This is a genomic window from Microcystis panniformis FACHB-1757, from assembly GCF_001264245.1.
GTDB lineage: Bacteria > Cyanobacteriota > Cyanobacteriia > Cyanobacteriales > Microcystaceae > Microcystis > Microcystis panniformis.
The window spans coordinates 3,632,532-3,659,258 of the sequence record NZ_CP011339.1; the positions used below are offsets into that span (position 1 = coordinate 3,632,532).

The window sequence follows — 26,727 nt, forward strand, 5'->3', positions numbered from 1 at the left end:
TAAGGCTTTTAGACTTTTTTGACCTCAAAAAGTCCCGACCCTTGCAGTGATTGAGGGGAAAATTTCGGGACTTTTTCCCTGAAAATTAGGTAATTGACCAGGTGAAAATGGGTAAAACCCCACACCCCACACCCCACACCCCACACCCTGCCACCAGGAAAAACTTTTTCAGCAGACCCTAGATAGATGGTTTCCTAGCTCTAAAAGGTGTAGTAATTGCGGGTATATTGCCCTTGAAAATGCCGTTAAATATTCGAGAGTGGGATTGTCCAGACTGTGGGACTCACCATGACCGAGATATTAACGCTAGTAAAAACATTTTGGCCGCAGGGCTTGCGGTGTCAGTCCGGGTCGCGACCTGATGACCAGAACAGAGTAAAACTGGGGCGGCAGGTGCGGAACCCCGCAAGGGAAAGAAGCAGAAACCCAAATCGTGAGGTTTGGGAATCGCCGTCCGTACCACGCCACTTTTTTAGGGTGGTCGCGTCAATGGGGTTGACGCAGATAGCGAAAAACGCTTAATTGCTTAAGTCTGACTCTTTCGACCCGTCCGTTTTGAGTGTCCGGATGCCGGACGGCCACTTTGAACAAGTCGAAAAAATCTCATGTTCAACCTTATTTCCTAGAAAGTTTTACTCGTTCAAGGCCGAATTTGAATTCTTTTCTGAACAAAACCCCCTACTATCTGTTGTCAAGGTTCAGTTTTTAGCTTGGTTATCGCTTTTTACATTGTAGCTTAAAGCCGTCCTAAAAGGACGGGGTTTTAACCCAAATTTTCGATAACCGAAGTAGATTGCATTGTTGCGGCTCTTCTCGACTTTGTGTGATAATTTTTGCTTATGTAAGGTTAAATGCTTACTGGGCAAGACTTTTAGGACTATTTTGAAAGAAGAAACTATCAGTATAGACCTCGTTTACACACAGAAACCAGAAGAGCCTTGTTGCGATTGCGTTATGCTTCTAGTAGTTGGGTAGGGTGCGTTAGGCAATCCCTTGTTTTTAGGGCAAAAATCAAGCTCTGAATATTGCCGTAACGCACCACAAAGAAAGGTTTTTGGTGAGTTACGCTAACGCACCCTACTGGGGAGCATCTCACTTTCTTTTCATCGGAAATTTTGGGTCTGGAACCCCGCCGTTCTAGGTTGGCTTTACGTTAGAATTAAAAGGCCAGTCTCGAAACCCAAGTGGACGGCGCAGCACCTTGAAAACTCGGCTTAGGGGGTTCCGACCAGAAAAGCTTGGCCGGGTAAAAAGTCGCGCGCAACAAGTACAAGAAGCTATAGGCGGTCAACGTACCGTGGGACACACGGAATCGGGCTTCTGAAATGGGGCGAAAGTCTGTGGACTCTGTGTAAGACAGTACATGGTTTTTTAACTGTGGTATGCGACGGTGGTGGAAGCAGAAACTTAAATCGTGAGGTTTAGGAATCGCCGCACTTTTAGGGCGGCGAGGATGTCAATAACTTGACATTTCATCTGGCCGAGGTTATAACTATACTAGAGTGCGTAGTGTACGTACTTTGCCCTAATAAAAAGTAACAAACCACTTAAAATGATCACCAACATCTCTAGACAACTAACCACTGGTGCTCTTGCCATCGCTGGCAGCGTTGCCGCTTTCGGCTTTGCCGGTGCTGCCCAAGCGCAAATTTCCGGTACTTTATCCATCACTGGGACTGCAGACATCGACGCGTGGGGAACTGCTAACCCAATGCTTAAACCCTTAAACGTCACCGCAATCAACGGTGCTACGGGTCAATTTGCGGGTGTGATGCTGGGGGACGTTTCTACTCCTGCTTCTTTTGCATTAACTGGCACTGGTAGTGGTGGGATGAGCAGTTTTGGTTCTCCTTCTTCTCTAGCTAATTTTATTAACATAGCTGTGACCCAGGGTCCTCCCGACGGTCCGGGTTCTGGTATTGTGATCGGTAATATCACTAGCAGCATGGCTATGGGTACATTTGCCGGTACTATTGGTGGTGACGGTACTACAACCTACACTGTAACTGGCACCATGACTTTTGATGAGCCTAATGGTTTTCCCGATCTTCTCGGAACTTTCAGCATCGGCTTCACCAGAAGCGTTACTGGTGGTCAGGTTTCCGAAAGCTATAATTTATCTCTCCAAAAAAGCTCTGTGACTGTAGATATTCCCGAACCCTCTGCTATCCTGGGTATCTTAGCCGTTGCCGGTGTTGGTGCTTTCGCTCGTCGCAAGAGCTAGTCGCTGCCATTAATTAAATCAAAGGCAAGCGTTAAGGTTAAGCTTAACGCCTTTTTTGTGGCTAGATAAGTTGGGTAGGGTGCGTTAGGCAATCCCTTGTTTTTGGGGAAAAAATCAAGCTCTGCATATTGCCTTGACATACTCCCACCGTCAAGCTACGCTGTGACGGGGGATTCTTTCCACATCGCTGTTAGAAATTCCTTGTTCAACGAGACAGCTTGGATTCTCAATGTCTCCACTGAAAATCCAGAGACTGGACTCTCCCAAGGCGTTTGGGTCGGTTTCTGTTTGCCCAACAGTACCGTTGAGATGATTTCCCAAATATTGTAACCCTTTTTTAAGAATATTTATTGCTGCATTATGATCCCTATCTAAGACTGTTTGACAATTAGGACATTGATGAGTTCTAGTGCTTAAGGTTTTTTGAACTCTCGTCCCACAAACTGAACAATCTTGAGAAGTCAAATGCGGTGGTACAGCAACACAGACAATCCGATAAATCTTAGCAAGATAATTCAACCATTCGGTGAATTGATACCAAGAAGCATCGGAAATTGACTTGGCAAGCTTACGGTTTTTGACTAAGTTTCTTACCTTTAAAGCTTCATAGACTACCAGATCATTAGACTGGACTAACGCCAAAGCGTCTTTAATTGCTTTGTCTTTACGTTGTCTTGATACTTTCAAGTGAAGTTTAGCTACTTTTATCCGTTGCTTGTGATAGTTTTTAGACTGTTTCTTTCCTTGACGAAATCGTTTTGATAATCTCCTTTGTGCTTTTTTAAGTCGTTTTTCTGACTTGCTTAAATAACGTGGATTCTCTACAGTATTACCTTGAGCATCGGTATAAAACTCCGGTGGTGATTCGGTAGTAGTGATGGCGGCTTAATCCTTTGCTTTGCTGTGCATTGTAGTCATGGATAAAATACCAAAGGGTTCCCCAACGTGATTCTCCATTTTTTTAGAGAAAGATAGACTCTCTCTCACCAGCCGAGAAATCCTTTGTCGAAAGGTATTATTTAATCTTTCAATAGGATTAGTTTGACCAGTTTCTTTTCCGACCGGTCGATGACGTTTACTAGGAATTACTGTCTTATAGGACTCCCAAAAGTCTGTGTAAGCAACCGCACATTGTCGGTAAACACCGGGTAAACTGGCCCCAAAGTTTTTTGGCTGATTGACGACTCCTATCTCCGCGCATAGCAACCAATAATTTCCCTTGTCTTTCTATCAATTAACCGCCAAATATAAACCTTTATTATCTTAGAAAAAACCAAAGACCACATCTCATCACATTCTCTAACCAATTTACCTTTTGGTTTGTCCGAAACCTTTATTTGACGGGGGACAGCTGCCAGTTTATTGTTGACATAGTTTTGTTACCATGACCAACTTACCCCTGTTACTCTGGCAATTCCTCGTCAGGAAATTCGTTCGAGTAAGAGTTTGTCAATTAATTGTTTGGTTTCGTCAGAGACGGTTTTATTAGTGGGATTGCTCACAAACTGACGACCACATTCTTTACCTTGACGTTTGGGTTTTCCATTATGAATAGAACCATTCTTGATCCTATGGTGAGAACCACAATTAGGACAGGGGAACGGAGGTGAAGGGGGTATTTTGTTCGGTGCTAGACTGATATTTGAGTAAGCCAGACAGGAGCCAGAAAAAGATATTTATCAGAAAAGTCATGAGCAAGCTAGAGGTTTAAAGACTGAGCGGGTTCCAATTATTTTTATTAATAAATATTTTACACAATTCATACCAGGTAAGCAAGAGAGCTACGCCACTACTACCGAATAATTACCCAGACTTTTTTGTTGTTTCATTAATTCTTTTAAATCTTCTACTGACTCAACAATATCAATTTTGGGTACGACTGGCATCGCTAATTTATCCACTTAATCATCTTTTCTATAAGTATGCCATAGTTTTTGAAATTTGGTATAAGTAGCTGGTTATAATTAAATTAAAAATAGATTTTAGGTTCGATTCCCCCTGTCCCCCTTGATAAGGGTAGGGCTGTTTCATTCTCCCATCAGAATATCAAAAGTAAAAGCGATCACTGTCTTTGTAAAATGAGAAGTGAACGCGAACTTTTGAAAGATATGTTGAGCTTAATAGAAAAACTAAAACAAGTCAAGGACTTTCGGAAAGATCAAGGAAAAAGACACCCTTTATGGATAGTATTAGTAGTAATAATACTGGGAACAATGCTAGGATACTCAGGTTAGAGAGAACTAGGAGAGTTTGCTAAAAATAATCGGCACAGGCTCAGTCAAGAATTTAACATAATTCCAGAAAGAGTCCCGTCCTATTCAACAATTAGAAGGGTAATGATGGGAGTTGACTGGCAGAGTTTGTTAAAAATGTTTAATGAATGGGCATTAGAAGAATATGGACAAAGAGATGACATAAATTGGCTAGGGATGGATGGAAAAAGTCTCAAAAACACCCTAAAGAATCCTAATAATGAACAACAAAATTTTATCATGTTTGTCTCATTGTTTAGTCAAGAAAGTGGCTTAGTATTACACTTAAAAAGAATCGAAAACAAAAAAGGGTCTGAAATCAACGAAGGTCAAGCTATAATTGAGGATTGCTCTCTCCAAAATAAAGTTTTTACCGGGGATGCTTTACACTGTCAGAAAAAAACAATCAGCTTAATAGCCAAGACTAAAAATGATTATGTTATCACCGTTAAAGGAAATCAGAAAAATCTTGATCAGCGAATACAAGACCTGAGTAATTCCTCAAAGCCAGAAAGTTGCTTTCTCGAACAAGATAATAGTCATGGACGAAAAATATCAAGAAAAATAGAAGTTTTTAAAGTGAGGAAAGATGAAAGACAGGGGTTTGAAAATCTGCGAAGAGTTATTAAAGTAGAAAGAAGGGGTAGTCGCAGGGATAAAACCTATGAAGAAACAGCTTACTATATCAGTAGCCTAACTGAATCCGCTCAAGTATTTGCTAAAATTATTCGAGGACATTGGAAAATAGAAAATCAGTTACATTGGGTAAAAGATGTAATTTTTGAGGAAGATAAAAGCGAGATAAGTGATTTTCAAGCGGCCAGCAATTGGTCAATTCTCACAACTATAGGATTGAATCTTTTCGGCTCTTCGGTAACTGTTATGCAAATAATTAACTTAAAATAAAATTCGATGAGACTGCCTACGCCTAAAAGTAGCTGAAACCCATACAGGGAAAAACTTAAGGTACAAACAGGTTAATGCCAAAAGATAGACAATTGAGTTAAGATTTGATATAATAGCCAAAAACCAGAGTATTTTACTTATGATACTTGACAAATTTTTGAACCTACAAGGAACGTCTATTCAAGGCTATCGACACCTAGAAAATATCGGTATAGTTTGACGAATCGAATCGAAAAATCAAAAAGCAACCTGTCCTCGTTGTGGGTTAGAGAGCGATAAACTACACCAAAATCATCGACATTTAGTCAAAGATTTACCAATTTCAGGACAACCAGTGTACCTACAAGTTAATCGTCGTCAATTTAAGTGCGATAATTGTCGAAAACCCTTTAGCGAAGAGTTAGATTTTGTCGCCAAGAAACGAACCTATACGAAAAGACTAGCCGAGAATATACTCGAACAATTAAAATCAGGAGATATTTTAAATTTTAGCCGAAGAAATGACGTAACGGAAGAAGAGATTCAAAGAATGATAGAGGACATAGCTGAAGAAATTACAGAGACAGACCTATCGAAATTAAAAAGGCTAGGAATTGACGAAATCGCTCTAGTCAAAGGACAAAAAAATTACTGTGCAGTTTTAGTAAATTTAGATACGGGAAAACTAATAGCTATTCTAGAGAAGCGAACACAAGAAGAATTGAGGGAAACGCTTACAGGGTGGGGAAAAGAGGTGTTAGAGCAAATTGAAGAAGTCAGCATAGACCTTTGGTTGCCCTATAAAAATTTGGTGAAAGAATTGATGCCATCGGCCGAGGTAGTCGCCGATAGATTTCATGTAATGAAACAAATTAATCAAGAGTTAGACGAACAGAGAAAAGCAGAAAAAAGAGCGGTAGAAGCGCAGAAAAATAAAAAACAGAAAGCGTAAAAAGAAGCAAAGCTAGAAGTTTTAAAGCGAAGTAAATATAGTCTGTTAAAAAATGAAGAAGATTTAACGGAAACTCAAAAAATCAAACTAGAAGCTATCAAAGAAAAATTCCCAAATTTGAAAAAGATGCAGGAATTAAAGGAAGAATTTAGAAAGATTTATGAAACCTCAGAGAATTCGACAGAGGGAATGCTATCTATCTCAGAATGGTTGGCAAAATCCTCCAGTGTTTTTACCAAGAGTTGTCAAACAATCCGAAACTGGTTTGGAGAAATAATTAGTTATTTCGAGCGAAGGACAACGAATGGGGTGGTCGAGGGAATCAACAATAAACTTAAACTAATAAAACGGAGAGCCTATGGCTTGAGAAACTTTCGTAATTTTTGGGTTAGAAGTATGTTATCTTGGCATCTTGTATGTTGATTTAGCATAAAGAGTAACGAAGAGCCATCTTTTCAGAGGTTTGGGTTTTCTCTCAATAACAGAGGGACAGAGGTGGTTAGCTGAACGTTGGGAAAAACTGATAGTTTTATCGACGTAAGAAGCAGAAAAATTAGCTAAGTTAACAGGATGTACTCTCGGACAATTTCAAGAGAGATAGGCTTTTAGTGGCTTGGGAACAAGCTTTATCAATTTATTCATAATAAATTTGGCAGAGGATTAAAGATTAGTTATTGTGACTAACTCTTTTGGTTAGAAAAAGATAAACTTGAGAATCTTCGGTCAAATTTATTGACTCAAAATCAGCTATACTTAATTTAAATGAAACAGCCCTACTTGATAAGGGGGGGTGCCGATCCCCCCTGCCCCCCTTGATAAGGGGGGTGCCGATAGGCGGGGGATCCCCCTTGATAAGGGGGGTGCCGATAGGCGGGGGGATCCCCCTTGATAAGGGGGGTGCCGATAGGCGGGGGGATCCCCCTTGATAAGGGGGGTGCCGATAGGCGGGGGGATCCCCCTTGATAAGGGGGTGCCGATAGGCGGGGGGATCCCCCTTGATAAGGGTAGGGTTGATTCATTTAAATTAAGTACAGCTAATTTTGAGTCAATAAATTTGACTGAAGATTCTCAAGTTTATCTTTTTCTAATCAAAATAGTTAGTCACAATAACTAATCTTTAATCCTCTGCCAAATTTATTATGAATAAATTGATAAAGCTTGTTCCCAAGCCACTAAAAGCCTATCTCTCTTCAAATTTTCTGAGAGTACATCCTGTTAATTTAGCTAATTTTTCTGCTTCTTACGTCGATAAAACTATCAGTTTTTCCCAACGTTCAGCTAACCACCTCTGTCCCTCTGTGATTGAGAGAAAACCCAAACCTCTGAAAAGATTCAATCCTATGGTTGTGAGAATTGACCAATTGCTGGCCGCTTGAAAATCACTAATTTCGCTTTTATCTTCCTCAAAAATTACATCTTTTACCCAATGTAACTGATTTTCTATTTTCCAGTGTCCTCGAATAATTTTAGCAAATACTTCGGCGGATTCGGTTAGGCTACTGATATAGTAAGCTGTTTCTTCATAGGTTTTATCCCCGCGACTACCCCTTCTTTCTACTTTAATAACTCTTCGCAGATTTTCAAACCCTTTTCTTTCATTTTTCCTCACTTTAAAAACTTCTATTTTTCTTGATATTTTTCGTCCATGACTATTATCTTGTTCAAGAAAAAAACTTTCTGGCTTTGAGGAATTACTCAGGTCTTGTATTCGCTGATAAAGATTTTTCTGATTTCCTTTAACGGTGATAACATAGTCATTTTTAGTCTTGGCTATTAAGCTGATTGTTTTCTTCTGACAGTGTAAAGCATCCCCAGTAAAAACTTTATTTTGGAGAGAGCAATCCTCAATTATAGCTTGCCCTTCGTCGATTTCAGACCCTTTTTTGTTTTCGATTCTTTTTAAGTGTAATACCAAGCCACTTTCTTGACTAAACAATGAGATAAACATGATAAAATTTTGTTGTTCATTGTTAGGATTCTTTAGGGTGTTTTTGAGACTTTTTCCATCTATGCCTAGCCAATTTATATCATCTCTTTGTCCATATTCTTGTAATGCCCATTCATTAAACATTTTTAACAAACTCTGCCAGTCAACTCCCATCATTACCCTTCTAATTGTTGAATAGGATGGGACTCTTTCTGGAATTATGTTAAATTCTTTACTCAGCCTGTGCCGATTATTTTTAGCAAACTCTCCTAGTTCTCTATAACCTGAGTATCCTAGCATTGTTCCTAGTATTATTACTACTAATACTATCCATAAAGGGTGTCTTTTTCCTTTATCTTTCCGAAAGTCCTTGACTTGTTTTAGTTTTTCTATTAAGCTCAACATATATTTAAAAAGTTGGCGGTCACTTCTCATTTTACCTGATAGTGATCGCTTTTACTTTTGATATTCTGATGGGAGAATGAAACAGCCCTACTTGATAAGGGGGGTGCCGATAGGCGGGGGGATCCCCCTTGATAAGGGGGGTGCCGATAGGCGGGGGGATCCCCCTTGATAAGGGGGGTGTCTGATAATTTTTAACGCCTACCTACTTAACTACCTCCTGCCTCCTACCTCCTGCCTCCTGCCTCCTGCCTCCGTTAACAGTTCCCATCTGTTGCCCCTAAGCTTTCTGTTCCTGTTTAGATTTATGTAGGGGATCCATATAAATCTCTAAGCGCTTAAATACCACAGAGGAAAGGGTAGTTAAAACCAAATAAACTAAAGCAACAGCGATATAAATCTCGAAAGCTTTATAGGTAGTGGCTACCATTAATTGACCTTGCCGGAATAATTCTTCAAAACCGATTACTGCCGCTAAACTGGTATCTTTAATTAGGGTAATAAATTCATTCCCCAAGGGTGGCAACATCCGGCGAAAAGCTTGGGGAAAAATCACCTCGCGCATGGTTTGCACTGGGGACATTCCTAAACTAGAACAAGCTTCCCATTGACCATTATCGATCGATTGAATACCGCCGCGCATAATTTCAGCTAAATAGGCCGCCACATTTAAACTTAGGGCAAATAGGGCCGCCGGTAAACGATCTAAGTCGATATTTAAGCCAATTTCTCGGAACAACCCGGGCAAACCAAAATAGATCAAGAATAATTGCACCAGCATCGGTGTTCCCCGAAAGAAATCCACATATATGCGGCAAATTATTTTTAACCATTTGTAGGGAGAAATCAGGGCAATAGCCACTAAAGTTCCACCGATTAACCCGAAAAGAAAAGACAGAACCGTTAACAGAATTGTCCAGGGAACCCCTTTCACAATCAGGTTATAGAATAATTCTCCCCAGTTAAACCTCGATTCCTGTAAATTCTTTAAAGCTGGGGCAACTAAGGGTAAGACCGGCGGTTTTTCTCCAAACCATTCCCGAAAAATAACATCGTACTGACCACTTTCTATAACTCGACCGAGAGCATCATTAATTAATTGGAGATAGGGGGAATTTTTGGGTAAAGCAATCCCGTAGAATTCCTCCGTTAATAATTCTCCGACTACTTTTACTCCCCGTAAACCCGCTTGTTTAATTGCATACAAAGTCACGGGTTTATCGTTAACTACCGCCTCAACTCGACCATTAATTAATTCCTGCAAAGCTAAAGCCGCCGAGTCAAATTGACTAACTGTTGCCCCCGGTATTTTTGTCGCTTCTAAGGCTCCCGTAGTGCCAATTTGGACGGCAATTTTTTTGCCTTTTAAGTCTTCAAAATTTCTAATCGTCTTATTATCTTCCCGAACAGCGATCGCTAAACCAGCCCTAAAATAAGGTCGAGAAAAAGAAATCGCTTGGGCGCGTTCGGCGGTGATTGTCATGCCACTAATAGCGGCTTCCACTGTTCTTGCTTGTAGGGCCGGAATAATACCATCAAAGGGTAAATTTCTAAAGTCAATGTTGAGATCAGCTTCCTTGCCAATTGCCCGCATTAAATCGATATCAAACCCGGTTAATTGTCCCCCTTGTTGAAATTCAAAGGGTGGAAAAGTCGCTTCTGTGGCGACTCGAAAAGGATTAGGAGGAGTCTGAGAAAAAGCGGGAATAACAGTTAATCCGAGCGCCAAGACTAATCCTAACAAGGCAAAGATGACTCTCTGCACCGCCCGCCCTCGCCAAAATTTAATCATTTTTTAATTGTTTCTCCTTGATTTTTTTACTCAATTAAGTTAAGGATTTGGTCTTACTCCTCACCTAAGACAGATGTAGAGAGACTATTTGAGTATTATGATTATTCCTCTTGATAAAATGTCGTCAAGGATACAATCTAGCAGAAACTAATCTCGATACCTTTATACAGAATGTAAAATTTTTTACGAGAGGACATCATGACCACTACCACCCCTGTGATTGTTAGTGAAGGTTTACGCAAAAGTTACGGCTCTTTAGAGGTACTTAAAGGAGTTACAGGCACTCTTTATCAAGGGGACGTGGTATCGGTAATCGGTCCCTCTGGCTGCGGCAAAAGTACCTTTTTACGCTGTCTCAATCGTTTGGAAACAATTAACGGTGGCCGCTTGGAGGTGATGGGAATTGACATCTCTTCCCCGAAGTTAAATCAATCAGTCCTCCGCAATTTACGCAGCCGGGTAAGTATGGTGTTTCAACACTTCAATCTTTTTCCCCATCTCACCGTTTTACAAAACTTGATGTTGGCCCCCAAGCAAGTGTTACACCACTCGGAAAATGAGGCTAAGGATACGGCAATTCATTATCTGGAAAAGGTGGGTTTGGCCCCAAAAGCCGATGTTTATCCCGACCAATTATCGGGAGGCCAAAAACAACGGGTGGCGATCGCTCGCAGTCTCTGCATGAAACCAGAGGTGATTTTATTTGATGAACCCACTTCGGCCCTGGATCCGGAATTAGTCGGGGAAGTGTTAAACGTTATGCGTCAATTGGCCGATGAGGGGATGACTATGGTAGTCGTCACCCACGAAATGCAGTTCGCTAAGGAGGTCTCTAACAAGGTTTTGTTCTTTAATCAAGGTGTCATCGAAGAAGCAGGTGATCCCGACACCTTCTTTAATAATCCCCACAGCGAGCGCTTACAAGCCTTTTTAAGTCGCATCAATAGTAATTAGGGTTTGCTCAATTCAGGAGATAGGAGACGGTCGATAGGAGACGGTCGACAGGAGACGGTCGACAGGAGACGGTCGACTATTTTTATTTATTCTCCCATCTCCCCTTCTCCCGTTACAGTAGAGCAGGAAGTCGCCTTCCCACCCCCCGCTTCAAAACCGGACTTACGACTTTCGCCGTATCCGGCTCCCAGCAATTCTCATTTTGAAATAAATAGGGTTTGCGGCAAAAAGTTTTTCGTGGGGGTAGGAGTCGGTCGTCAGTAGCCGGTCGTCGGTCGTTTCAGGCTTTGTTGCCCTCTTTTTTTGTACCAGTTTATATACTATAAGAAGGATAATGCAAGGTTTTTGGTAATGATTTGGTAGTAGTGCCGTAGCCCTCTTGCTTCCCTGGTATGAATTGTGTAAAATATTTATGAATAAAAATAATTGGAACCCGATCAGTCTTTAAACCTCTAGCTTGCTCATGACTTTTCTGATAAATATCTTTTTCTGGCTCCTGTCTGGCTTACTCAAATATCAGTCTAGCACCGAACAAAATACCCCCCCCTAGTTCACCTCTATTCCCCTGTCAAGCGTTGTGGTTCTCACCATACTATCAAGAATGATTCTATTCATAATGGAAAACCCAAACGTCAAGGTAAAGAATGTGGTCAACCGTTTGTGATCAATCCCACTAATAAAACTGTCTCTAACGAAACCAAACAATTAATTGATCAACTCTTGCTCGAACGAATTTCCTGACGAGGAATTGCTAGAGTAACAGGGGTAAATTGGTCATGGTAACAAAATTATGTCAACAATAAACTGGCGGCTGTCCCCCGTTAAATAAAGGTTTCGGACAAACCAAAAGGTAAATTGGTTATAGAATGTGATGAGATGTGGTTCTTTGTTTTTTCTAAGACGATAAAGGTTTATATTTGGCGGTTAATTGATAGAAAGACAAGGGAAATTATTGGTTGCTATTTATAGGCCTTCCTTAGAAAATACTTCGTCTTTAATGACTTCTAAATAAGCTTTTCCCCATTTTTGATCGGGTTCTAAATAATTGCCCTCTGCCCATTCATTCCAAGCTTTTATAAAAATAATTCTTTTTTCATGACTTTTAGAAGCAACTTGTTTTAAAGCATCTAAGAGATGAAGCCTAAATAATTCTGGCGTTGAATCAAGGAACACTCTACCATTCACTCCGCTTCTTGGCGAGTTATCCCAATTGGGAAATATGCAAGGATAATTTTCAAACTCTAAATTATTTTTAATGAAGGCACATTCGATAGCTTTTTCATAGGAAAATAGCGTAGGTAGCTTGGGATATTTTTGATCATGTAACTCTTTATTGAGTAATTTTAAAGCTTTCTTATATATTTTTTCAGGCAAAGTTCTTTTAAGACTTATTCTAATACTACGTTCACTAAAAAGATAATCTGGATTGGGAATGGTAGAAGCATCAAATCCATTGGCTTCAGGATTCCAGGAAGGATCTTTAGTCATCCCAACTATATATAGCCCTTTCAGCCCAGATTGAGCAGCTAAATCTCGCCAACAATCGGTGAATTCTCTTGGTATTGGCAAAGCAAGGGGAGAATAAACCACAAAGAGAGGTTTTCCCTCAACAGTAAGATAACGATGATCGCCAAAAGCCTCCAGAAGTGCATAGAAATGATTTTGATAATCTTCGATACCAGGATAGGTTTGACGAATCAGAACTTTATCCGGAGAACCATGCCAAATGCCACTCCAAGTTTGGTTAGCCCAAGCTAGACAGAAAGGGAAATTTGGTTCTTTATCCTGCAAAACTTCATTAAAAGGCTTTTCTAATAAACGGCGGCCACCACCAAACCAATAATGCCAATAACAAAATGCTTCAACTCCATATTTTTGAGCTAATTCTGCTTGAGCAATACGAGTTTCTTGAACACGCAAATCATAATAACCTAAATCAGCAGGAACACGAGGTTGATCGTGACCGGGAAATAAAGGTTTAGCCTTACCTACATTTGTCCATTCTGTAAAACCTTTACCCCACCACTGATCATTTTCTGGAATAGGGTGAAATTGAGGCAAGTAAAAAGCAATAAGTCTAGCTTTAATACTACAAGGTAAACTAGATTGACTGATACTCATAATTAAAAGTTTTTATTAGACTGTAGAAGGTTGAACCTTTTTGGTTAGATTCCCTGGACATTGGGGGGTAATAACAGTTGAAGTTTGCTCTGTTTGAATCGAGTTCCGGTTAATCAGCCGGGGATTGACGTTCTCGTTAATCCAGCTACAAGCCGACGCAAAATCCGAACAGGTATCGGACAACAATTGTTGCTGTTCGCTACCCACTTGAAGCTTTACTACTAGAGTCAGGACTTGTTCCACGGTTGCAGAAAACTCACCACGATGAAGCATAACATATTTAGCGTTGATGCGCTACGCACGTTTTATACTGGCCAACATTCCTCTCCGGCTAACCCTACGGGTCTAACGGGGGCATCCTGCCGACATCTAAGGTGAAAACCGCTATAGATACCAAGGTAACACCATATTGAATGAACTGTATAATTCTGAGGAGTTGGTCTAAAATTTGATGACTGACTTAGCCTTTGAATTGAACAAAGCTCCATAATTCCAGTTTTTTGACTACATCTCTCCAGCCCGTTCATTCTGGGAAACTATTGATTAATTATAAGCCTAACATCTACTTCACCTTTAAGTCAACCTCACGCCTCTGCTAGGATTTTTACCATGAAATTATCATCCATGCTGGCCAAGACTGCGTTTCATCTTCAGGCTCAATAAATTCACAATCTATACGGCGTAGCCGCCCCAAGTTTTCCGCCCCATAACCTCGGCGAACCCGACTAGCATCTTTATTAAAAGTCACATCCAGCACCTAGGGGCGACTATGAGTCAATCTGAAGGGATGACAACCTTAGTTTTCCCGTTAAGTCTGAAAACCATGGCTGGGTCGGGGGCTATCCATAAGTTCTGGCTCAACGGGTTTCTGATTTAGGCTATCAGATACCGCTTTTTTTCCTCGCTCACTACCTCAGATGTACCACGTCTAAAGCAGCAGGAAATGCCGTCACTCTAAGCATCTAGAGGACAGGACTAAGGTTATTACTAACCCGCACCTGTAGGGTTAACGCTCTTCTGGGACTTTCGGAAATCCCCGACGGAATCCAGATTCTGAAACCCTTGGTTGACAAGTGATCGCTAACTTTTTTTCTAATAAAAACTCAAATTTCGGCTCTTCTGGTTTCTGTGTGTAAACGAGGTCTATACTGATAGTTTCTTCTTTCAAAATAGTCCTAAAAGTCTTGCCCAGTAAGCATTTAACCTTACATAAGCAAAAATTATCACACAAAGTCGAGAAGAGCCAAATTTCGGGTTTCTGTTAGTTAGCGATAGCTTGAAGGCTTACCCCATAAGAGAGCTAGAGTTTAGAGACTGTAAGACTTTTGCCAGACTCCCTCCAAGAGCGATATAGCGGTTCTCGCATCTGTGCGGCACACTTAAACCTTTGCTGATTAAGCTGTTCAGGATCGCGAATGTACCTCTTGTGAATCAGAAACGCTATAAAGTTATCAAGGTACTACATTTACCAAGCGGCTAATCCTCTAAACGTCTTACTGTCTAGTTTCTAGCCAACGAATCGCACCACACCCCATCACCCCACACCCCATCACCCCAACAATTGTAAAGAAATATTACAATTATGCCGTTATAACAGCTTACCATCTTGACAGGAGAGAAAGACAGTGGTTATAGTAGAGACACATACCCGGGTAAACCAATTTAGTGATATGCAAGACAAGCAAAAAGTCACACTGTACCTTCCCCCTGGAGTCCATCGTCAACTAAAGATAAAAGCCGCGGTCGATGAAGAATCGATGTCAGGGCTGGTGGAAAAAGCGATCGCTTTTTACCTGAAATACCCCGAAAAGGTAGAAGAAATCGAAGCCGCCGCCTATGGCAAAACCTATCAGGTTCATGTCTGTCCCGAGTGTGATGCCGCGTTAGTGATGAAAGAAGATCGGCTAAGGTCGATCAAACGCCAGCCCGCAATAGTGGGCGACGAGTTCCCGCTCGAAGTTCCCGAACCCGTTGGCGCCCAAGGAACCACAGAGGGAGAAGCAGCCTTAGTTCCCTGCTAAACTCTCAGTAGCCGAACAAGGCAGCCACAGCCATCAGCCGCCCAAGGTCAAAACCGTTACCACAAATAGGGTCGATGTTATGAAAGAAGAGCTAGAAATTCTCGTCAAGGCTCAGTATCCCCTGATTTACCTCGTCACCTCCGAGGAGGAAAGGGCGGAAGAAGCCATCAGCAAAATAGCCCAACTAAATACACAACATCGACGGGTGTTTGTCTGGACTGTCACCCACGGCATGATCGAACTGGGTCAACCGCGCCAAACCAGTCAACATAATACCGTGTCGCCAGAAGCGGCGATCGAATGGGTAGTGCGTCAACGGGAAGCGGGCATCTACATCTTTAAAGACCTGCATCCGTTCATCACTTCTGCTCCGGTGACTCGCTGGTTAAGAGATGCGATCGCCAGCTTTAAAGGAACCGAAAAAATCATTATTTTAATGTCTCCCCTGCAAGAAGTCCCCATAGAACTAGAGAAAGATGTGGTAGTTCTGGATTTTCCCCTGCCCGACATGGGAGAGTTAGATACGGTTCTCTCGCAACACCTAAGCAAAAATCAAAATCGTCGTACCACCACAGAGGTCCGGGAAAAACTCCTGAAAGCGGCCTTAGGTTTAACCAAAGATGAAGCCGAAAAAGTTTACCGCAAAGCCCATGTAAAAGCGAACAGACTCACGGAAGACGAGGTGGAAATCGTCCTTTCCGAGAAAAAACAACTGATTCGCCGCAACGGAATCTTAGAATACATTGAAGAGGACGAGACCATCAATGCCGTCGGCGGTCTGGAAGAACTAAAAAAATGGTTAAAACAGCGCTCGAACGCCTTTACAGAAAGAGCCAGAGGTTACGGACTCCCCCAACCGAAAGGGATGCTAATTTTAGGAGTACCCGGCTGTGGTAAGTCCTTAATCGCTAAAACCACCTCGCGCCTCTGGAGTTTACCGCTCCTGCGCTTAGATATGGGACGGGTTTACGATGGTTCCATGGTGGGACGTTCCGAGGCTAACCTGCGTAATGCCCTAAAAACTGCCGAATCCATCTCTCCGGCCATTCTGTTCATCGATGAATTAGATAAAGCTTTTGCCGGTGGTACAGGATCCGCCGATTCCGATGGGGGAACCTCTAGCCGCATCTTCGGCTCCTTCCTGACTTGGATGCAGGAAAAAACCTCGCCCGTCTTCGTTATGGCCACAGCTAACCGGATTGAACGGCTACCGGGGGAATTTCTCCGCAAGGGGCGCTTCGATGAAATCTTCTTTGTCGATTTGCCCAATTCTGAAGAAAGACAAGATATCTTTAATATTCACCTGACTAAACGACGCTCCGACATTTCTCGCTTCGATTTGGAGCAGTTAGCCAAGGTATCCGATGGGTTTTCCGGTGCGGAAATAGAACAGGCGCTGATTGCCGCCATGTATGAGGCCTTCGCCCAAGATCGCGAATTCACGCAATTAGACATTATTGCGGCGATTAAGGCGACTCTGCCCCTATCTCGCACCATGACCGAACAGGTGACAGCCCTGCGTGATTGGGCCAGACAACGCGCCCGACCTGCTTCGGCCTCCGTCGCTGAGTACCAGCGATTGGAGTTCTAACAGACTTTCGCCCGCTCCCAACGGGATGAAAGGCTAGTTCTCAGGGACTAGCAATGCCTCGAAAAGCCGCTTGGCGGCACTCTTTAACTCTCAATCTGTTGTTGTTAATTCTTAATCTACAAAGAGGAAATTCCAATGTCTCATTTTAGCACTCTCCGGACCAAAATCACCGATGCCGAAATCCTCAAAGCTTCTCTCCGCGACCTCGGCATCAGCGTGAAAACCGAAGCCGATGTTCGTGGTTACAACGGTCAACGGGTTCGCTCCGACATCGTTGCTGTTCTCGATGGCGAATATGATCTCGGTTGGTCTCGCAATACCGACGGCAGTTTCGATTTAATCGCTGACCTCTGGGGTGTAGCCAAAAAACACAATCAAACCGAATTGATCAACTCGATCAACCAAAAATACGCTGTGAACAAAACCCTATCCGAAGTGAAACAGCGCGGTCTGCAAAACGCTAACGTTAAGCTAGTCGTTCAAAGCTAAGATTTACAGCGCGTTCCCAAGCCTAGGGGTTGACCAGTTCGGTTAACCCTTTTTTCTGTCTGTGGGGTATGTTAAGAATAGTAAAATTAACTTGACAAAAATGCTCCGACCCGAAGAAAGAACTAAACTCGATCCGACGAAAGACAGCGATTTTTATGCTTTTCCCCGCTTTGTCACCCACGTGGATGAGGGTTTTATCGATCGATTAACCGCTCTCTACCGAGAGATCTTATCGCCGAATACGCGCATTTTAGACCTGATGAGCAGCTGGGTGTCCCATTTACCGGAGGAGATGGAATTTGAGCATATCGAAGGTCACGGGATGAATGGGGAGGAGTTAGCCAAAAATCCCCGCTTGCATAGTTATTTTGTCCAAGACCTGAATGCACAGCCAAAATTGCCCCTAGAGGATAGTTCTTTTGATGCGGTGTTAATCACGGTGTCGGTGCAGTATTTGCAGTATCCAGAGGCGATTTTTGCGGAACTGTATCGCATTTTAAAGCCTAATGGTCTGGTGGTGGTTAGTTTTTCCAATCGGATGTTTTACCAAAAAGCGATCGCTGCTTGGCGCGATAATAGCGATTTAGGCCGGGTAGCGTTAGTGAAATCCTATTTTAAATCGGTGGCGGGATTTAGGGAAGTACAGGCGATCGTTCGTCCTGCTACTACCCCCAGTTTCCTGCAAATGTTAGGAATTATGGTTGCTGATCCCTTCTATGCAGTCATAGGAAAAAAAGAATCCTCTCTAGGATTATAGTCATCGTTAAGTAGGTTGACTATCTAAATTGCTCGTTAAGACTGTCTATGGGAAGGGAGCCTGGAGAGAGGAATTCTAAGCATTTGTAGTAATATTTCTAATATGCAGTTTAGATGCAGTACAGCTTAGAACCTTGCCAGGAGACAAATGGGAGAGGAGAAGCAATTTCATCCCAAAATAGTTGTGCTAGAATGGCGAAAAATTCTCGCCATTGATAATTATGTTAGCCGAATTAGCCGCCGCCGAAATCGCTAAAATCGCCTTTGAAGCTGTTATCGGTAAATTAACGGAAGGAGCAATGGATAAAGGTGTAGAATTGTGGCAAAAAATTAAGCAAAAGTTACAAAAGGAACCCTCCGCAGCACAGGTTTTAGCGGCAGCCGAACAAACCAAATCCGAGGCGATGATTGAACAGCAAGTGGTTCCTTTTTTACAGGTAGAAATGCTCAAAGACCCCAATTTTGCCCAAGAAATCCAAACCCTAGCACAACAAATTATGACAATTAATCAGAATCAAACAGAAACGAAAACTCAAATTGGTACACAAATAAACAAAGATATTAAACAACAATTGAACATTCAAGAAGTTAAGGGTGATTTAAATCTAGGAATCCCTCCTGAATGACTGGCGGATCTGCACGCAACAGCAGACGCAATAGAAAATAATCGCAGTAGTCAAAGGAGTATTTTCAAGGGAGGAAATGCTCGAAAAAGTCTCGTACATTGGCAGGGAAGGGAGGAGGAAATCACCCAAATTAAGCAGTTATTTAACTATCAAAATGTTGCGATGATTGGCATCAAAGGAGTTGGAGGAATTGGAAAATCTACCCTAGCTAGTAAAATTTTTGAAGAGAAAATTACCCTCGATCCTTCCCTAGGAGACGATGAAGATTTATTCCCAAAACGCTTTTGGTGGGAAGCGGGAAATCTGGGCGGATTTAGTGGTTTAGCTCGCCAATTCCTGACGGACTTTGGTTATCCTGTCCCCGAAAAAGAAATAGATTTACAGGAAGCTTTAATCAGACAACTGCAACGCCATCGCCACCTAATTATTATTGATAATCTAGAGAGTTTATTAGGGGAAGATGGTTCTTGGAATAATGAATTTTATCAGCAGTTTTTCACTGCTTGGATAGAAAAAGGTGACACTAGCAAAATTATAGTCACCACCAGAGAAAAGCCAAAAACTAGGGGTTTTAACCGTTGGATTGAGCTAAAAGGTTTGAAACCTCCTGAAGGGGCGCAATTGTTAGCGGAATCGCAAATAACAGGGGATCTAGAGAACTTTTCTCGACGGGTGGATGGTCATCCATTACTCCTGCGATTGGTGGCGGATTTAATCTTAGCAGAATTTCCGCAAAACCCCAGTTTAGAAAGGTTAGCGGATTTAGGATTAGGAAATTTATCGCAACTTTTGAGCGATCCGCAGGTGGTGGGGAGCCATCGTCAAGAGACAGTGGGAATTGCTTTAGTTTTAGATGCTAGTTTTCAGCGACTTAGCCAAAGACAGCAGGAATTATTCACTAAAACCAGCATTTATCGCCGAGAATTTGATTCTCTGGCAGCCAAAGCGGTGATGGATAATTACCCGGAGATCGCACTATCCGAGATCACGGCAGATTTGCGAGAATTGCAGCGACGATCATTATTAGAAGAAAAAGAGGAAAATCGCCAGCGAATTTTTAGTTTTCAGCCTTTAGTTTGGGAATATGCACAATACAAAGCCGGCGATCAAAGGGAATTACACCAAAAAGCGATCGCCTATTATCTTTCTATTGCTCAACCCGACTCCTGGGAAATCCTCAACGATGTGCAACCTTACCTAGAAATTTTCTATCATCGCTATCAGTTAACCGAGTACGACAATGCTTTTGATATTCTCCGTGCTATCGATGATTTTATCACCCGACGGGGTTATTATCAAACCCTAGCGGATTATTACCTTGAATTAGTCACTGTTTACCAACAACAGCAGGAGCAAACCAACTGGAAATATACCGCATCCCTCACCAGTTTAGGCATTGTTTACTATTTTCTAGGAGAATACCAAAAAGCGATCGAGTTTCATCAACAGTCCTTAGCAATCACACTGGAAATCGGTGATCGGGGGGGTGAAGCGAATTCCTACAATAATTTAGGCAGTGTTTACAAATCCCTAGGAGAATACCCAAAAGCGATCGAGTTTCATCAACAGTCCTTAGCAATCAAACGGGAAATCGGTGATCGGGGGGGTGAAGCGTATTCCTACGGTAATTTAGGCATTGTTTACGATTCCCTAGGAGAATACCAAAAAGCGATCGAGTTTCATCAACAGTCCTTAGCAATCACACGGGAAATCGGTGATCGGGGGGGTGAAGCGAAATCCTACAATAATTTAGGCATTGTTTACGATTCCCTAGGAGAATACCAAAAAGCGATCGAGTTTCATCAACAGTCCTTAGCAATCACACTGGAAATCGGTGATCGGGGGGGTGAAGCGTATTCCTACAATAATTTAGGCATTGTTTACAGATCCCTAGGAGAATACCAAAAAGCGATCGAGTTTTCTCAACAGTCCTTAGCAATCACACGCGAAATCGGTGATCGGGGGGGTGAAGCGTATTCCTACAATAATTTAGGCATTGTTTACAGATCCCTAGGAGAATACCAAAAAGCGATCGAGTTTTCTCAACAGTCCTTAGCAATCACACGCGAAATCGGTGATCGGGGGGGTGAAGCGTATTCCTACATGGGTTTAGGCAATGCTTACGGTTCCCTAGGAGAATACCAAAAAGCGATCGAGTTTTCTCAACAGTCCTTAGCAATCACACGCGAAATCGGTGATCGGGGGGGTGAAGCGAAAGCTTGGTTTAATCTGGGACTTACCTACTATAAACTCAAACGTATATCGGAAGCGGATGATGAAATTCGGCAATTAGAAACCCGAAAATATCCCTTAATCGTTGCTTTCTTTCTGGGGGTGATTAAGTTTCCTTTAGTTTTAATTGGGGGGATAATAGTGGCATTGTGGCGATTGTTAAAAAGATGGTTGAGGAAAGCATAATTAGGGGTAGGATGGGTTAGATATCCCTTATTTTTAACCTGAGTTTGACATCTGCTAATTTCCCCTTATAACTACCCTAAAGTGAGAAATTATAGTAATATTTCTAAGGATTACCAGAAAAGAAAGAGCGCCACGCTGCTGTGCCGATCGCTCCTCCTAAAAGAATAATTAACGTCCAAACTTGATTTTTTTGGGTTCCTTCCAGCTTTTCTAGTCTTCTATCCATCCCATCGACTTTCTCAGTTAGTTTTGCCTGTCCTACCTCTAGCTTAGTTAGCCGTTCGTCGATTTTGTCAAATTTCTGGTTAAAATCCTTCTGTAGGCTGTCAAATTTCTGGTTAACATCCTTTTGTAAGCTATCAAATTTCTGGTTAACATCTTGTTGCAAGGTATCAATTTTTTGGTTAACTTCCTTGATGCTGTCTTTGATTTCCTTGAGGACGGATTCAAGACTATAAGTAACGGTTTCGTTAGACATTTTGGTAACATCCTTGGGAGTAATGATAGTACAATAATTTTATTTTAATCCTAAATCTGGTTATTAAAGACTGATTACCTAGCATTTATTATTATGGTAATATTTCTAAGGATTACCAGAAAAGAAAGAGCGCCACGCTGCTGTGCCGATCGCTCCTCCTAAAAGAATAATTAACGTCCAAACTTGATTTTTTTGGGTTCCTTCCAGCTTTTCTAGTCTTCTATCCATCCCATCGACTTTCTCAGTTAGTTTTGCCTGTCCTACCTCTAGCTTAGTTAGCCGTTCGTCAATTTTCTCAAATTTCTGGTTAAGATCCTTCTGTAGGCTATCAAATTTCTGGTTAACATCCTGTTGGAAGGTATCGATTTTTTGGTTAACTTCCTTGATGCTGTCTTTGATTTCCTTGAGGACGGATTCAAGACTATAAGTAACGGTTTCGTTAGACATTTTGGTAACATCCCTGGGAGTAATGATAGTACAATAATTTTATTTTAATCCTAAATCTGGTTATTAAAGACTGATTATTTATTGCCTGTCCTGATAAGTAGGGAGGCACAATTATTTGTAGGATGGGTTAGCGGTAGCGTAACCCTTGCAGGTGTTGGGTTTCATGCTTCAACCCAACCTACGTTCTGATTATCTATTGCCTCTCCTGATATGTAGCCTATACTCAACGGATTTAGTATAACTATCTCTGCCATTAATTTTGAAAAATGCTATAAATTTCCTCGGCAATATTTCTGCTACCTCCGGACTCTCCCACTCTAATTTTGCCATTTTCTAAACATCTGTGTAAATAAGGAGAATCTGTCAAAATATCAATAATTTTAACCGCGGCATTTTTAAATAAATTTACCTCCGTGGGTTTCTGTCCAATAGTTATCACCGATTCCCCTAATAAGCGCATTTGTGCCTCGGCAAAAGGGTAGGTAAATTGGGGACCAAATCCGGGTATTTGTAGGACGGGTTTTCCTAATCCCACCGCTTGTTCTACTGCTGTCCCCGCCATGGCTAAACAAGCGTCACAATGGTGTAGAATATCGGCAAAAGCATCACGATAACAGCACAATAAAGCCCCATTTTTCTCTAATTTTCCCGCTCCTAAATAATGCCATCCCTCTTGTTTAGCTAAATTTTCTAAGTCGGTTTCTCTGATACTAGGAATGATAGCAGCCCGAAACTGCATCGGTTTAATTTTAACTATTTCCTCACAGACTTGTAACTGTAAAGCCAAATTACTCAAAGCTTCGGGTAAACGACTCCCCGCTAATAAAGCAATCATGGGAATTTGACTATCTAATTCTAAATCTTTACCCGTTGGTGTTAAGACATCCATAATCGGATAACCGGCAAAAATCGCTTTTTTAATACCCCGATTTTGTAGGTCTGTTGCTGTATATTTATCCCGGGTAAAAACTCTTAAACAATTCTTCGATCTTAAACATAATTCTGTCAGTAAAGGTAATTTAATTGTGCCTTCGTAATAACTGGAAGTAGAAACAATAAAAGCCACAAAGGGACGACCGGTTAAACGAGCGATCGCAATCGGCACGATATCCCCCACTGCTATCAATAAATCACAATCCTTGCTAACTTTAAAAGCTGCCTGAATTTGTTTAATAGTTAGACCGATTAATCCCGCACCAATATCCTTAATCCAATTCAAAGGATTGGTATAAATAATTCCCCCCGATGGCATAGTGGCAGTGGGGGCAATAATTGGTACTGACAATTTTTGATAAGCTTTTCCCTCTCCCACTAAAGGCAAAGCAGCTATAGATAATTGGGGCTGAATTTTTTGTAATTCCCCCAGAATTAAACTAGCATTTAAATCCTCACCATGACCATTACTAAGAAATAAAACCTGTTTAAGCATCGATTTGTTATCCTCTATATTCCCTTGCTGCCAAAGAAACCGCCACCGTCACCGATTTTGCTTCTATTTGCTTGCTGACTAGCAAAGTATCGCCCATTTTTAAAGCGGCAGCTTCAGCGACGCTAGGGGTTCCTTCTTTCTTGTGGACAATAGCTGAGGGATTGGGGACATTAATATCTCTCAACTCCTCAGCAGTAAAGGTTTTTAGTGGCAATCCTTGCTCTTGACAATAGGCAATTAAACCCCGTTCATTAGCTTTGATGTCAAGGGTGGCGATACCAGCAATAGCGGCTAAAGAGAGGTGATAACGCTTAAAAACATCCCTAATTGCCCTATCTATGATCGTTTTCTCCGTCCCACGGATGCAACCTATTCCTAGCCATAATACTCGTCCATGGTACTGCACTTTTGGCCCGGAAGGATCGGGGTAAAAACCAGGTTGGCTAAAACCAGTCCACAGGGGACCTATCCCAATTAAATCGATTGCGGGTGAGTGGAAAGCGGGGGAAGCGCTAGTCATACAAGACTACAATATTTTTACCGGTTGAAATTGTTCGCCTTCGTCCAGTTGCCAAGCTTGTAAATCGATCGCTCGTCCTGAAACGACGGAGACAATTAAATAAGTATATCCTGACCAGGCTAATTGGCGATCGATTTCCGAGGGAATGGCGGCATGATCGGGATGGGAATGATAGATACCAATAATTTCTAGCTGGTTTTCCCGCGCCGATTTTTGAGCTTGTAAAAGCACTTCTGGAGCAATACTAAAGCGGTTTTTCCTATTACCTGACCAGTTATTTTCTGTGGTTTGCACGGTGATCACTTGGGCTGCGGTTTCGGTAATTTTTCCCAAGAGTAACCCACAACATTCTTCGGGATAGGTGGATTCTGCGTGGGTGAAAATACGCTGGGAAATTTGGTCTGTAATCAGGATCATAAGGGAAAATTTTCAAAACCTATTGATGTTAGTTTGCTTTGGCTATAGGGAACTTGAAAACTGGGTGCATCTGAATTTGGTCGAAATATCTATAGGACATTTTGTCCGTACGCGATGCGCCCTTACCATTGGCGCAATAATATTATTGTAGGGACTAATTGCCTTCGCTCTCTTTTAGTAACTTCTGCATCGCTGACTTAGGAATAACTTATTCTTGGCCGGTTCCAGCCAATGTTAAATTTATCTTATTGTCCCCTAACCTTTGCACTGAACTGATAAATGTCGATCGATTTTCGCAATCTTAATACACTTTGGGGTTCTATTTTAGTCGAAACATTGGCCCGTTTGGGATTGAAGATAGGGGTGGTTTCTCCCGGATCGCGATCGACTCCTTTAACGATAGCCTTGGCAAGACATCCCCAGATTGAAGCTATTCCCATCTTAGACGAGCGCTCGGCCGCTTTTTTTGCCCTAGGATTAGCCAAACAATTGTATCAACCGGTGGTTTTAGTCTGCACTTCTGGCACTGCCACGGCTAATTTTTATCCCGCAGTCATTGAAGCAAAAGAAAGTCATGTCCCCTTATTAATTCTAACCGCCGATCGCCCCCCAGAATTGCGTCATGCTCACGCCGGTCAGACTATCGATCAAGTCAAACTCTACGGTAATTATCCAAATTGGCAAGCGGAAATTAGCTGTCCTAGTGCCAATATCGAGCGTTTACGCTATCTCCGTCAAACTATCATCCACGCGTGGTGGCGCTGTCTCGATCCTGTCCCCGGAGTGGTGCATCTGAACTTACCATTTCGGGATCCCCTCGCACCAACTCCCGATCTAGAAATTAACAATTTAGAGGCTAATTTTGACCAAGAGGCTTTTTTTAGCCATATATCTCGGCAAAATATGCCAATTAACCACTCAATTCTCGAAATTCCTTCTTTACCCCCCCAAGGAATTATCATCGCGGGATTAGCTTCCCCGCAAAACCCTGAAAGTTACTGTCAGGCGATCGCTGATTTAGCCCGATCGCAACAATATCCCGTCTTAGCGGAAGCTTTATCTCCTCTGCGAAACTATGCAGGGTTAAATCCCCATCTGATCACCACCTATGATTTATTATTGCGGAATCCTGCCATTAAAACCCAATTAACCCCCGATGTTGTCCTGCAAATTGGCGAATTACCCACCAGCAAAGAATTACGGACGTGGTTAGAAGAAATCGACTGTCCGCGCTGGATTATCGATCCCCATCCCGATAATTACGATCCTCTACAGGGAAAAACCGGACATCTCAGGGTAAATATCGAGCAATTAGGGGATTTATTCCCAGATAAAACCGATAATAACCAAGAATATCGGCAATTATGGCAAAAATTCGACCAGCAAGCTCGATTAACCATCGATCGCCTTTTGGCAGCAGAAACTAAACTGATTGAAGGTAAAATCCCCTGGCTGCTCTCCCAATACCTCCCCCCCCGCACCCCGATCTTTATCTCTAATAGTATGCCTGTTCGCTATGCCGAGTTTTTTAACCCGCCTAGCGATCGCCAAATTCGTCCCTATTTTAATCGCGGGGCCAATGGCATCGACGGCAACCTCTCCACTGCTATAGGAATAGCTTATAAAAATGTCCCTAGTCTGCTATTAACGGGAGATTTAGCCCTATTACACGACACAAATGGTTTTTTAATCAAAAAATATTTTGTTGGCTCCTTGACCATAATTTTAATCAATAACAAGGGGGGAGGTATTTTCCAGATGTTGCCGATCGCCAAATTTGACCCTCCCTTTGAAGAATTTTTTGCCACTCCCCAAAATATCGACTTTTGCCAACTCTGTCACACCTACGGTATCGATTACCATTTAATCAGTGATTGGACTGATTTTCAGGAAAAAATCGCAGTTTTACCAGAATCAGGTCTAAGATTACTAGAAATATCCTGCGATCGAGCTTTTAATACTCAATGGTTCCTCAGTAATTATGTGTAGGTTGTGGGGTGTGGGGTGTAGGGAGTGGGGTGTAGGG

At 42.0% G+C, this 26,727-nt stretch carries 21 protein-coding genes and 5 pseudogenes; 13 read left to right on the forward strand and 13 right to left on the reverse strand.

The window, feature by feature from the left end; all coding sequences use genetic code 11:
- Window positions 1–8: 8 nt before the first annotated feature.
- Complete coding sequence (locus VL20_RS32925) at window positions 9–188, reverse strand: hypothetical protein (RefSeq protein WP_072927484.1); 180 nt, start codon at window positions 186–188, stop codon at window positions 9–11.
- A gap of 51 nt (window positions 189–239) precedes the next feature.
- Here VL20_RS32925 and VL20_RS33820 point away from each other — a divergent pair, with 51 nt between their 5' ends.
- Both VL20_RS33820 and VL20_RS17495 read left to right on the forward strand, forming a co-directional pair.
- Complete coding sequence (locus VL20_RS33820; protein ID WP_369800412.1) at window positions 240–362, forward strand: zinc ribbon domain-containing protein; 123 nt, start codon at window positions 240–242, stop codon at window positions 360–362.
- 1,190 nt (window positions 363–1,552) lie between these two features.
- Window positions 1,553–2,224, forward strand: a complete 672-nt coding sequence (locus VL20_RS17495; RefSeq protein WP_052277269.1) for a PEP-CTERM sorting domain-containing protein — start codon at window positions 1,553–1,555, stop codon at window positions 2,222–2,224.
- Between the two features lie 150 nt (window positions 2,225–2,374).
- Here the strand turns inward: VL20_RS17495 and VL20_RS17500 are convergent.
- Window positions 2,375–3,079 (reverse strand): annotated as a pseudogene (locus VL20_RS17500) (RNA-guided endonuclease InsQ/TnpB family protein); the annotation flags it as partial.
- Window positions 3,054–3,843: pseudogene (locus VL20_RS29250) on the reverse strand (IS1 family transposase). The pseudogenes VL20_RS29250 and VL20_RS17500, both read right to left, overlap by 26 nt.
- Before the next feature lie 489 nt (window positions 3,844–4,332).
- Between VL20_RS29250 and VL20_RS17515 the strand changes: the two are divergent.
- Both VL20_RS17515 and VL20_RS17520 read left to right on the forward strand, forming a co-directional pair.
- Window positions 4,333–5,340, forward strand: a pseudogene (locus VL20_RS17515) (ISAs1 family transposase); the annotation flags it as partial.
- Between the two features lie 181 nt (window positions 5,341–5,521).
- Window positions 5,522–6,736, forward strand: a pseudogene (locus VL20_RS17520) (ISL3 family transposase).
- A gap of 817 nt (window positions 6,737–7,553) precedes the next feature.
- Here the strand turns inward: VL20_RS17520 and VL20_RS17525 are convergent.
- Together VL20_RS17525 and VL20_RS17530 are read right to left on the reverse strand one after the other, a co-directional pair.
- Entirely contained in the window at window positions 7,554–8,645 is a 1,092-nt protein-coding gene (locus tag VL20_RS17525; RefSeq protein WP_128575398.1) for an ISAs1 family transposase, read from the reverse strand.
- A gap of 277 nt (window positions 8,646–8,922) precedes the next feature.
- Window positions 8,923–10,434, reverse strand: a complete 1,512-nt coding sequence (locus tag VL20_RS17530; RefSeq protein ID WP_052277271.1) for an ABC transporter permease subunit — start codon at window positions 10,432–10,434, stop codon at window positions 8,923–8,925.
- A 198-nt stretch (window positions 10,435–10,632) separates the two neighbouring features.
- Between VL20_RS17530 and VL20_RS17535 the strand changes: the two genes are divergently transcribed.
- On the forward strand, window positions 10,633–11,388 hold the full coding sequence (locus tag VL20_RS17535) for an amino acid ABC transporter ATP-binding protein (RefSeq protein WP_052277272.1): 756 nt from the start codon (window positions 10,633–10,635) through the stop codon (window positions 11,386–11,388).
- Window positions 11,389–11,851: 463 nt separating this feature from the next.
- A pseudogene (locus VL20_RS29260) lies at window positions 11,852–12,354 on the forward strand (ISNCY family transposase); the annotation flags it as partial.
- Here VL20_RS29260 and VL20_RS17540 read toward each other — a convergent pair.
- The 3 genes from VL20_RS17540 to VL20_RS31250 all read right to left on the reverse strand — a co-directional run bounded on the left by VL20_RS17540 (window position 12,352) and on the right by VL20_RS31250 (window position 14,677).
- The gene (locus VL20_RS17540; RefSeq protein ID WP_052277273.1) at window positions 12,352–13,509 is read right to left on the reverse strand and encodes a glycosyltransferase WbsX family protein; all 1,158 of its coding nucleotides are present in this window, start codon (window positions 13,507–13,509) and stop codon (window positions 12,352–12,354) included. The pseudogene VL20_RS29260 and the gene VL20_RS17540 sit on opposite strands and share 3 nt — an antisense overlap.
- A gap of 15 nt (window positions 13,510–13,524) precedes the next feature.
- Complete coding sequence (locus tag VL20_RS17545) at window positions 13,525–13,782, reverse strand: hypothetical protein (protein ID WP_052277274.1); 258 nt, start codon at window positions 13,780–13,782, stop codon at window positions 13,525–13,527.
- A gap of 733 nt (window positions 13,783–14,515) precedes the next feature.
- Window positions 14,516–14,677 (reverse strand): hypothetical protein, encoded by a 162-nt coding sequence (locus tag VL20_RS31250; RefSeq protein ID WP_158499363.1) that lies wholly within the window; start codon window positions 14,675–14,677, stop codon window positions 14,516–14,518.
- Between the two features lie 502 nt (window positions 14,678–15,179).
- Here VL20_RS31250 and VL20_RS17550 point away from each other — a divergent pair.
- The 6 genes from VL20_RS17550 (at window position 15,180) to VL20_RS17575 (ending at window position 21,410) form a co-directional block, all read left to right on the forward strand.
- Window positions 15,180–15,530 (forward strand): slr0373 family blue light stress response protein, encoded by a 351-nt coding sequence (locus tag VL20_RS17550; RefSeq protein ID WP_052277275.1) that lies wholly within the window; start codon window positions 15,180–15,182, stop codon window positions 15,528–15,530.
- Between the two features lie 79 nt (window positions 15,531–15,609).
- The gene (ycf46, locus tag VL20_RS17555; protein ID WP_052277276.1) at window positions 15,610–17,121 is read left to right on the forward strand and encodes a stress-responsive protein Ycf46; all 1,512 of its coding nucleotides are present in this window, start codon (window positions 15,610–15,612) and stop codon (window positions 17,119–17,121) included.
- A gap of 135 nt (window positions 17,122–17,256) precedes the next feature.
- Window positions 17,257–17,610, forward strand: a complete 354-nt coding sequence (locus tag VL20_RS17560) for a DUF1257 domain-containing protein (RefSeq protein ID WP_002731874.1) — start codon at window positions 17,257–17,259, stop codon at window positions 17,608–17,610.
- 100 nt (window positions 17,611–17,710) lie between these two features.
- Entirely contained in the window at window positions 17,711–18,367 is a 657-nt protein-coding gene (locus tag VL20_RS17565) for a class I SAM-dependent methyltransferase (RefSeq protein ID WP_052277277.1), read from the forward strand.
- Between the two features lie 220 nt (window positions 18,368–18,587).
- The gene (locus VL20_RS17570) at window positions 18,588–18,992 is read left to right on the forward strand and encodes a hypothetical protein (protein ID WP_052277278.1); all 405 of its coding nucleotides are present in this window, start codon (window positions 18,588–18,590) and stop codon (window positions 18,990–18,992) included.
- 162 nt (window positions 18,993–19,154) lie between these two features.
- A complete protein-coding gene (locus VL20_RS17575) occupies window positions 19,155–21,410 on the forward strand; it encodes a tetratricopeptide repeat protein (protein ID WP_052277279.1) in 2,256 nt (751 codons plus the stop codon).
- 103 nt (window positions 21,411–21,513) lie between these two features.
- Here the strand turns inward: VL20_RS17575 and VL20_RS17580 are convergent, their stop codons facing one another.
- The 5 genes from VL20_RS17580 to VL20_RS17600 form a co-directional block, all read right to left on the reverse strand.
- A complete protein-coding gene (locus tag VL20_RS17580) occupies window positions 21,514–21,888 on the reverse strand; it encodes a DUF4164 family protein (protein ID WP_052277280.1) in 375 nt (124 codons plus the stop codon).
- A gap of 105 nt (window positions 21,889–21,993) precedes the next feature.
- Window positions 21,994–22,335 (reverse strand): DUF4164 family protein, encoded by a 342-nt coding sequence (locus VL20_RS17585; RefSeq protein WP_052277281.1) that lies wholly within the window; start codon window positions 22,333–22,335, stop codon window positions 21,994–21,996.
- A gap of 253 nt (window positions 22,336–22,588) precedes the next feature.
- On the reverse strand, window positions 22,589–23,764 hold the full coding sequence (locus tag VL20_RS17590) for a lipid-A-disaccharide synthase-related protein (RefSeq protein ID WP_052277282.1): 1,176 nt from the start codon (window positions 23,762–23,764) through the stop codon (window positions 22,589–22,591).
- 7 nt (window positions 23,765–23,771) lie between these two features.
- Window positions 23,772–24,284, reverse strand: coding sequence for a cobalamin biosynthesis protein (locus tag VL20_RS17595; RefSeq protein ID WP_052277283.1), 513 nt, complete (start codon window positions 24,282–24,284; stop codon window positions 23,772–23,774).
- A 6-nt stretch (window positions 24,285–24,290) separates the two neighbouring features.
- Window positions 24,291–24,701, reverse strand: coding sequence for a M67 family metallopeptidase (locus tag VL20_RS17600; protein ID WP_004162447.1), 411 nt, complete (start codon window positions 24,699–24,701; stop codon window positions 24,291–24,293).
- A gap of 279 nt (window positions 24,702–24,980) precedes the next feature.
- Between VL20_RS17600 and menD the strand changes: the two genes are divergently transcribed.
- Entirely contained in the window at window positions 24,981–26,690 is a 1,710-nt protein-coding gene (menD, locus tag VL20_RS17605) for a 2-succinyl-5-enolpyruvyl-6-hydroxy-3-cyclohexene-1-carboxylic-acid synthase (protein ID WP_052277284.1), read from the forward strand.
- The last annotated feature ends 37 nt before the right edge of the window (window positions 26,691–26,727 follow it).

Coding starts and splice junctions, on each gene's coding strand:
- VL20_RS17495 (WP_052277269.1), top strand. CDS start 1,553: ATGATCACCAACATCTCTAGACAACTAACCACTGGTGCTCTTGCCATC.
- ycf46 (WP_052277276.1), top strand. CDS start 15,610: ATGAAAGAAGAGCTAGAAATTCTCGTCAAGGCTCAGTATCCCCTGATT.
- VL20_RS17530 (WP_052277271.1), bottom strand. CDS start 10,434: ATGATTAAATTTTGGCGAGGGCGGGCGGTGCAGAGAGTCATCTTTGCC.
- VL20_RS17580 (WP_052277280.1), bottom strand. CDS start 21,888: ATGTCTAACGAAACCGTTACTTATAGTCTTGAATCCGTCCTCAAGGAA.
- VL20_RS17585 (WP_052277281.1), bottom strand. CDS start 22,335: ATGTCTAACGAAACCGTTACTTATAGTCTTGAATCCGTCCTCAAGGAA.
- VL20_RS17550 (WP_052277275.1), top strand. CDS start 15,180: ATGCAAGACAAGCAAAAAGTCACACTGTACCTTCCCCCTGGAGTCCAT.
- VL20_RS17535 (WP_052277272.1), top strand. CDS start 10,633: ATGACCACTACCACCCCTGTGATTGTTAGTGAAGGTTTACGCAAAAGT.
- VL20_RS17570 (WP_052277278.1), top strand. CDS start 18,588: ATGTTAGCCGAATTAGCCGCCGCCGAAATCGCTAAAATCGCCTTTGAA.
- VL20_RS17560 (WP_002731874.1), top strand. CDS start 17,257: ATGTCTCATTTTAGCACTCTCCGGACCAAAATCACCGATGCCGAAATC.
- VL20_RS17595 (WP_052277283.1), bottom strand. CDS start 24,284: ATGACTAGCGCTTCCCCCGCTTTCCACTCACCCGCAATCGATTTAATT.
- VL20_RS17545 (WP_052277274.1), bottom strand. CDS start 13,782: ATGCTTCATCGTGGTGAGTTTTCTGCAACCGTGGAACAAGTCCTGACT.
- VL20_RS17575 (WP_052277279.1), top strand. CDS start 19,155: ATGATTGGCATCAAAGGAGTTGGAGGAATTGGAAAATCTACCCTAGCT.
- VL20_RS33820 (WP_369800412.1), top strand. CDS start 240: ATGCCGTTAAATATTCGAGAGTGGGATTGTCCAGACTGTGGGACTCAC.
- VL20_RS17590 (WP_052277282.1), bottom strand. CDS start 23,764: ATGCTTAAACAGGTTTTATTTCTTAGTAATGGTCATGGTGAGGATTTA.
- menD (WP_052277284.1), top strand. CDS start 24,981: ATGTCGATCGATTTTCGCAATCTTAATACACTTTGGGGTTCTATTTTA.
- VL20_RS17525 (WP_128575398.1), bottom strand. CDS start 8,645: ATGTTGAGCTTAATAGAAAAACTAAAACAAGTCAAGGACTTTCGGAAA.
- VL20_RS17565 (WP_052277277.1), top strand. CDS start 17,711: ATGCTCCGACCCGAAGAAAGAACTAAACTCGATCCGACGAAAGACAGC.
- VL20_RS17600 (WP_004162447.1), bottom strand. CDS start 24,701: ATGATCCTGATTACAGACCAAATTTCCCAGCGTATTTTCACCCACGCA.
- VL20_RS17540 (WP_052277273.1), bottom strand. CDS start 13,509: ATGAGTATCAGTCAATCTAGTTTACCTTGTAGTATTAAAGCTAGACTT.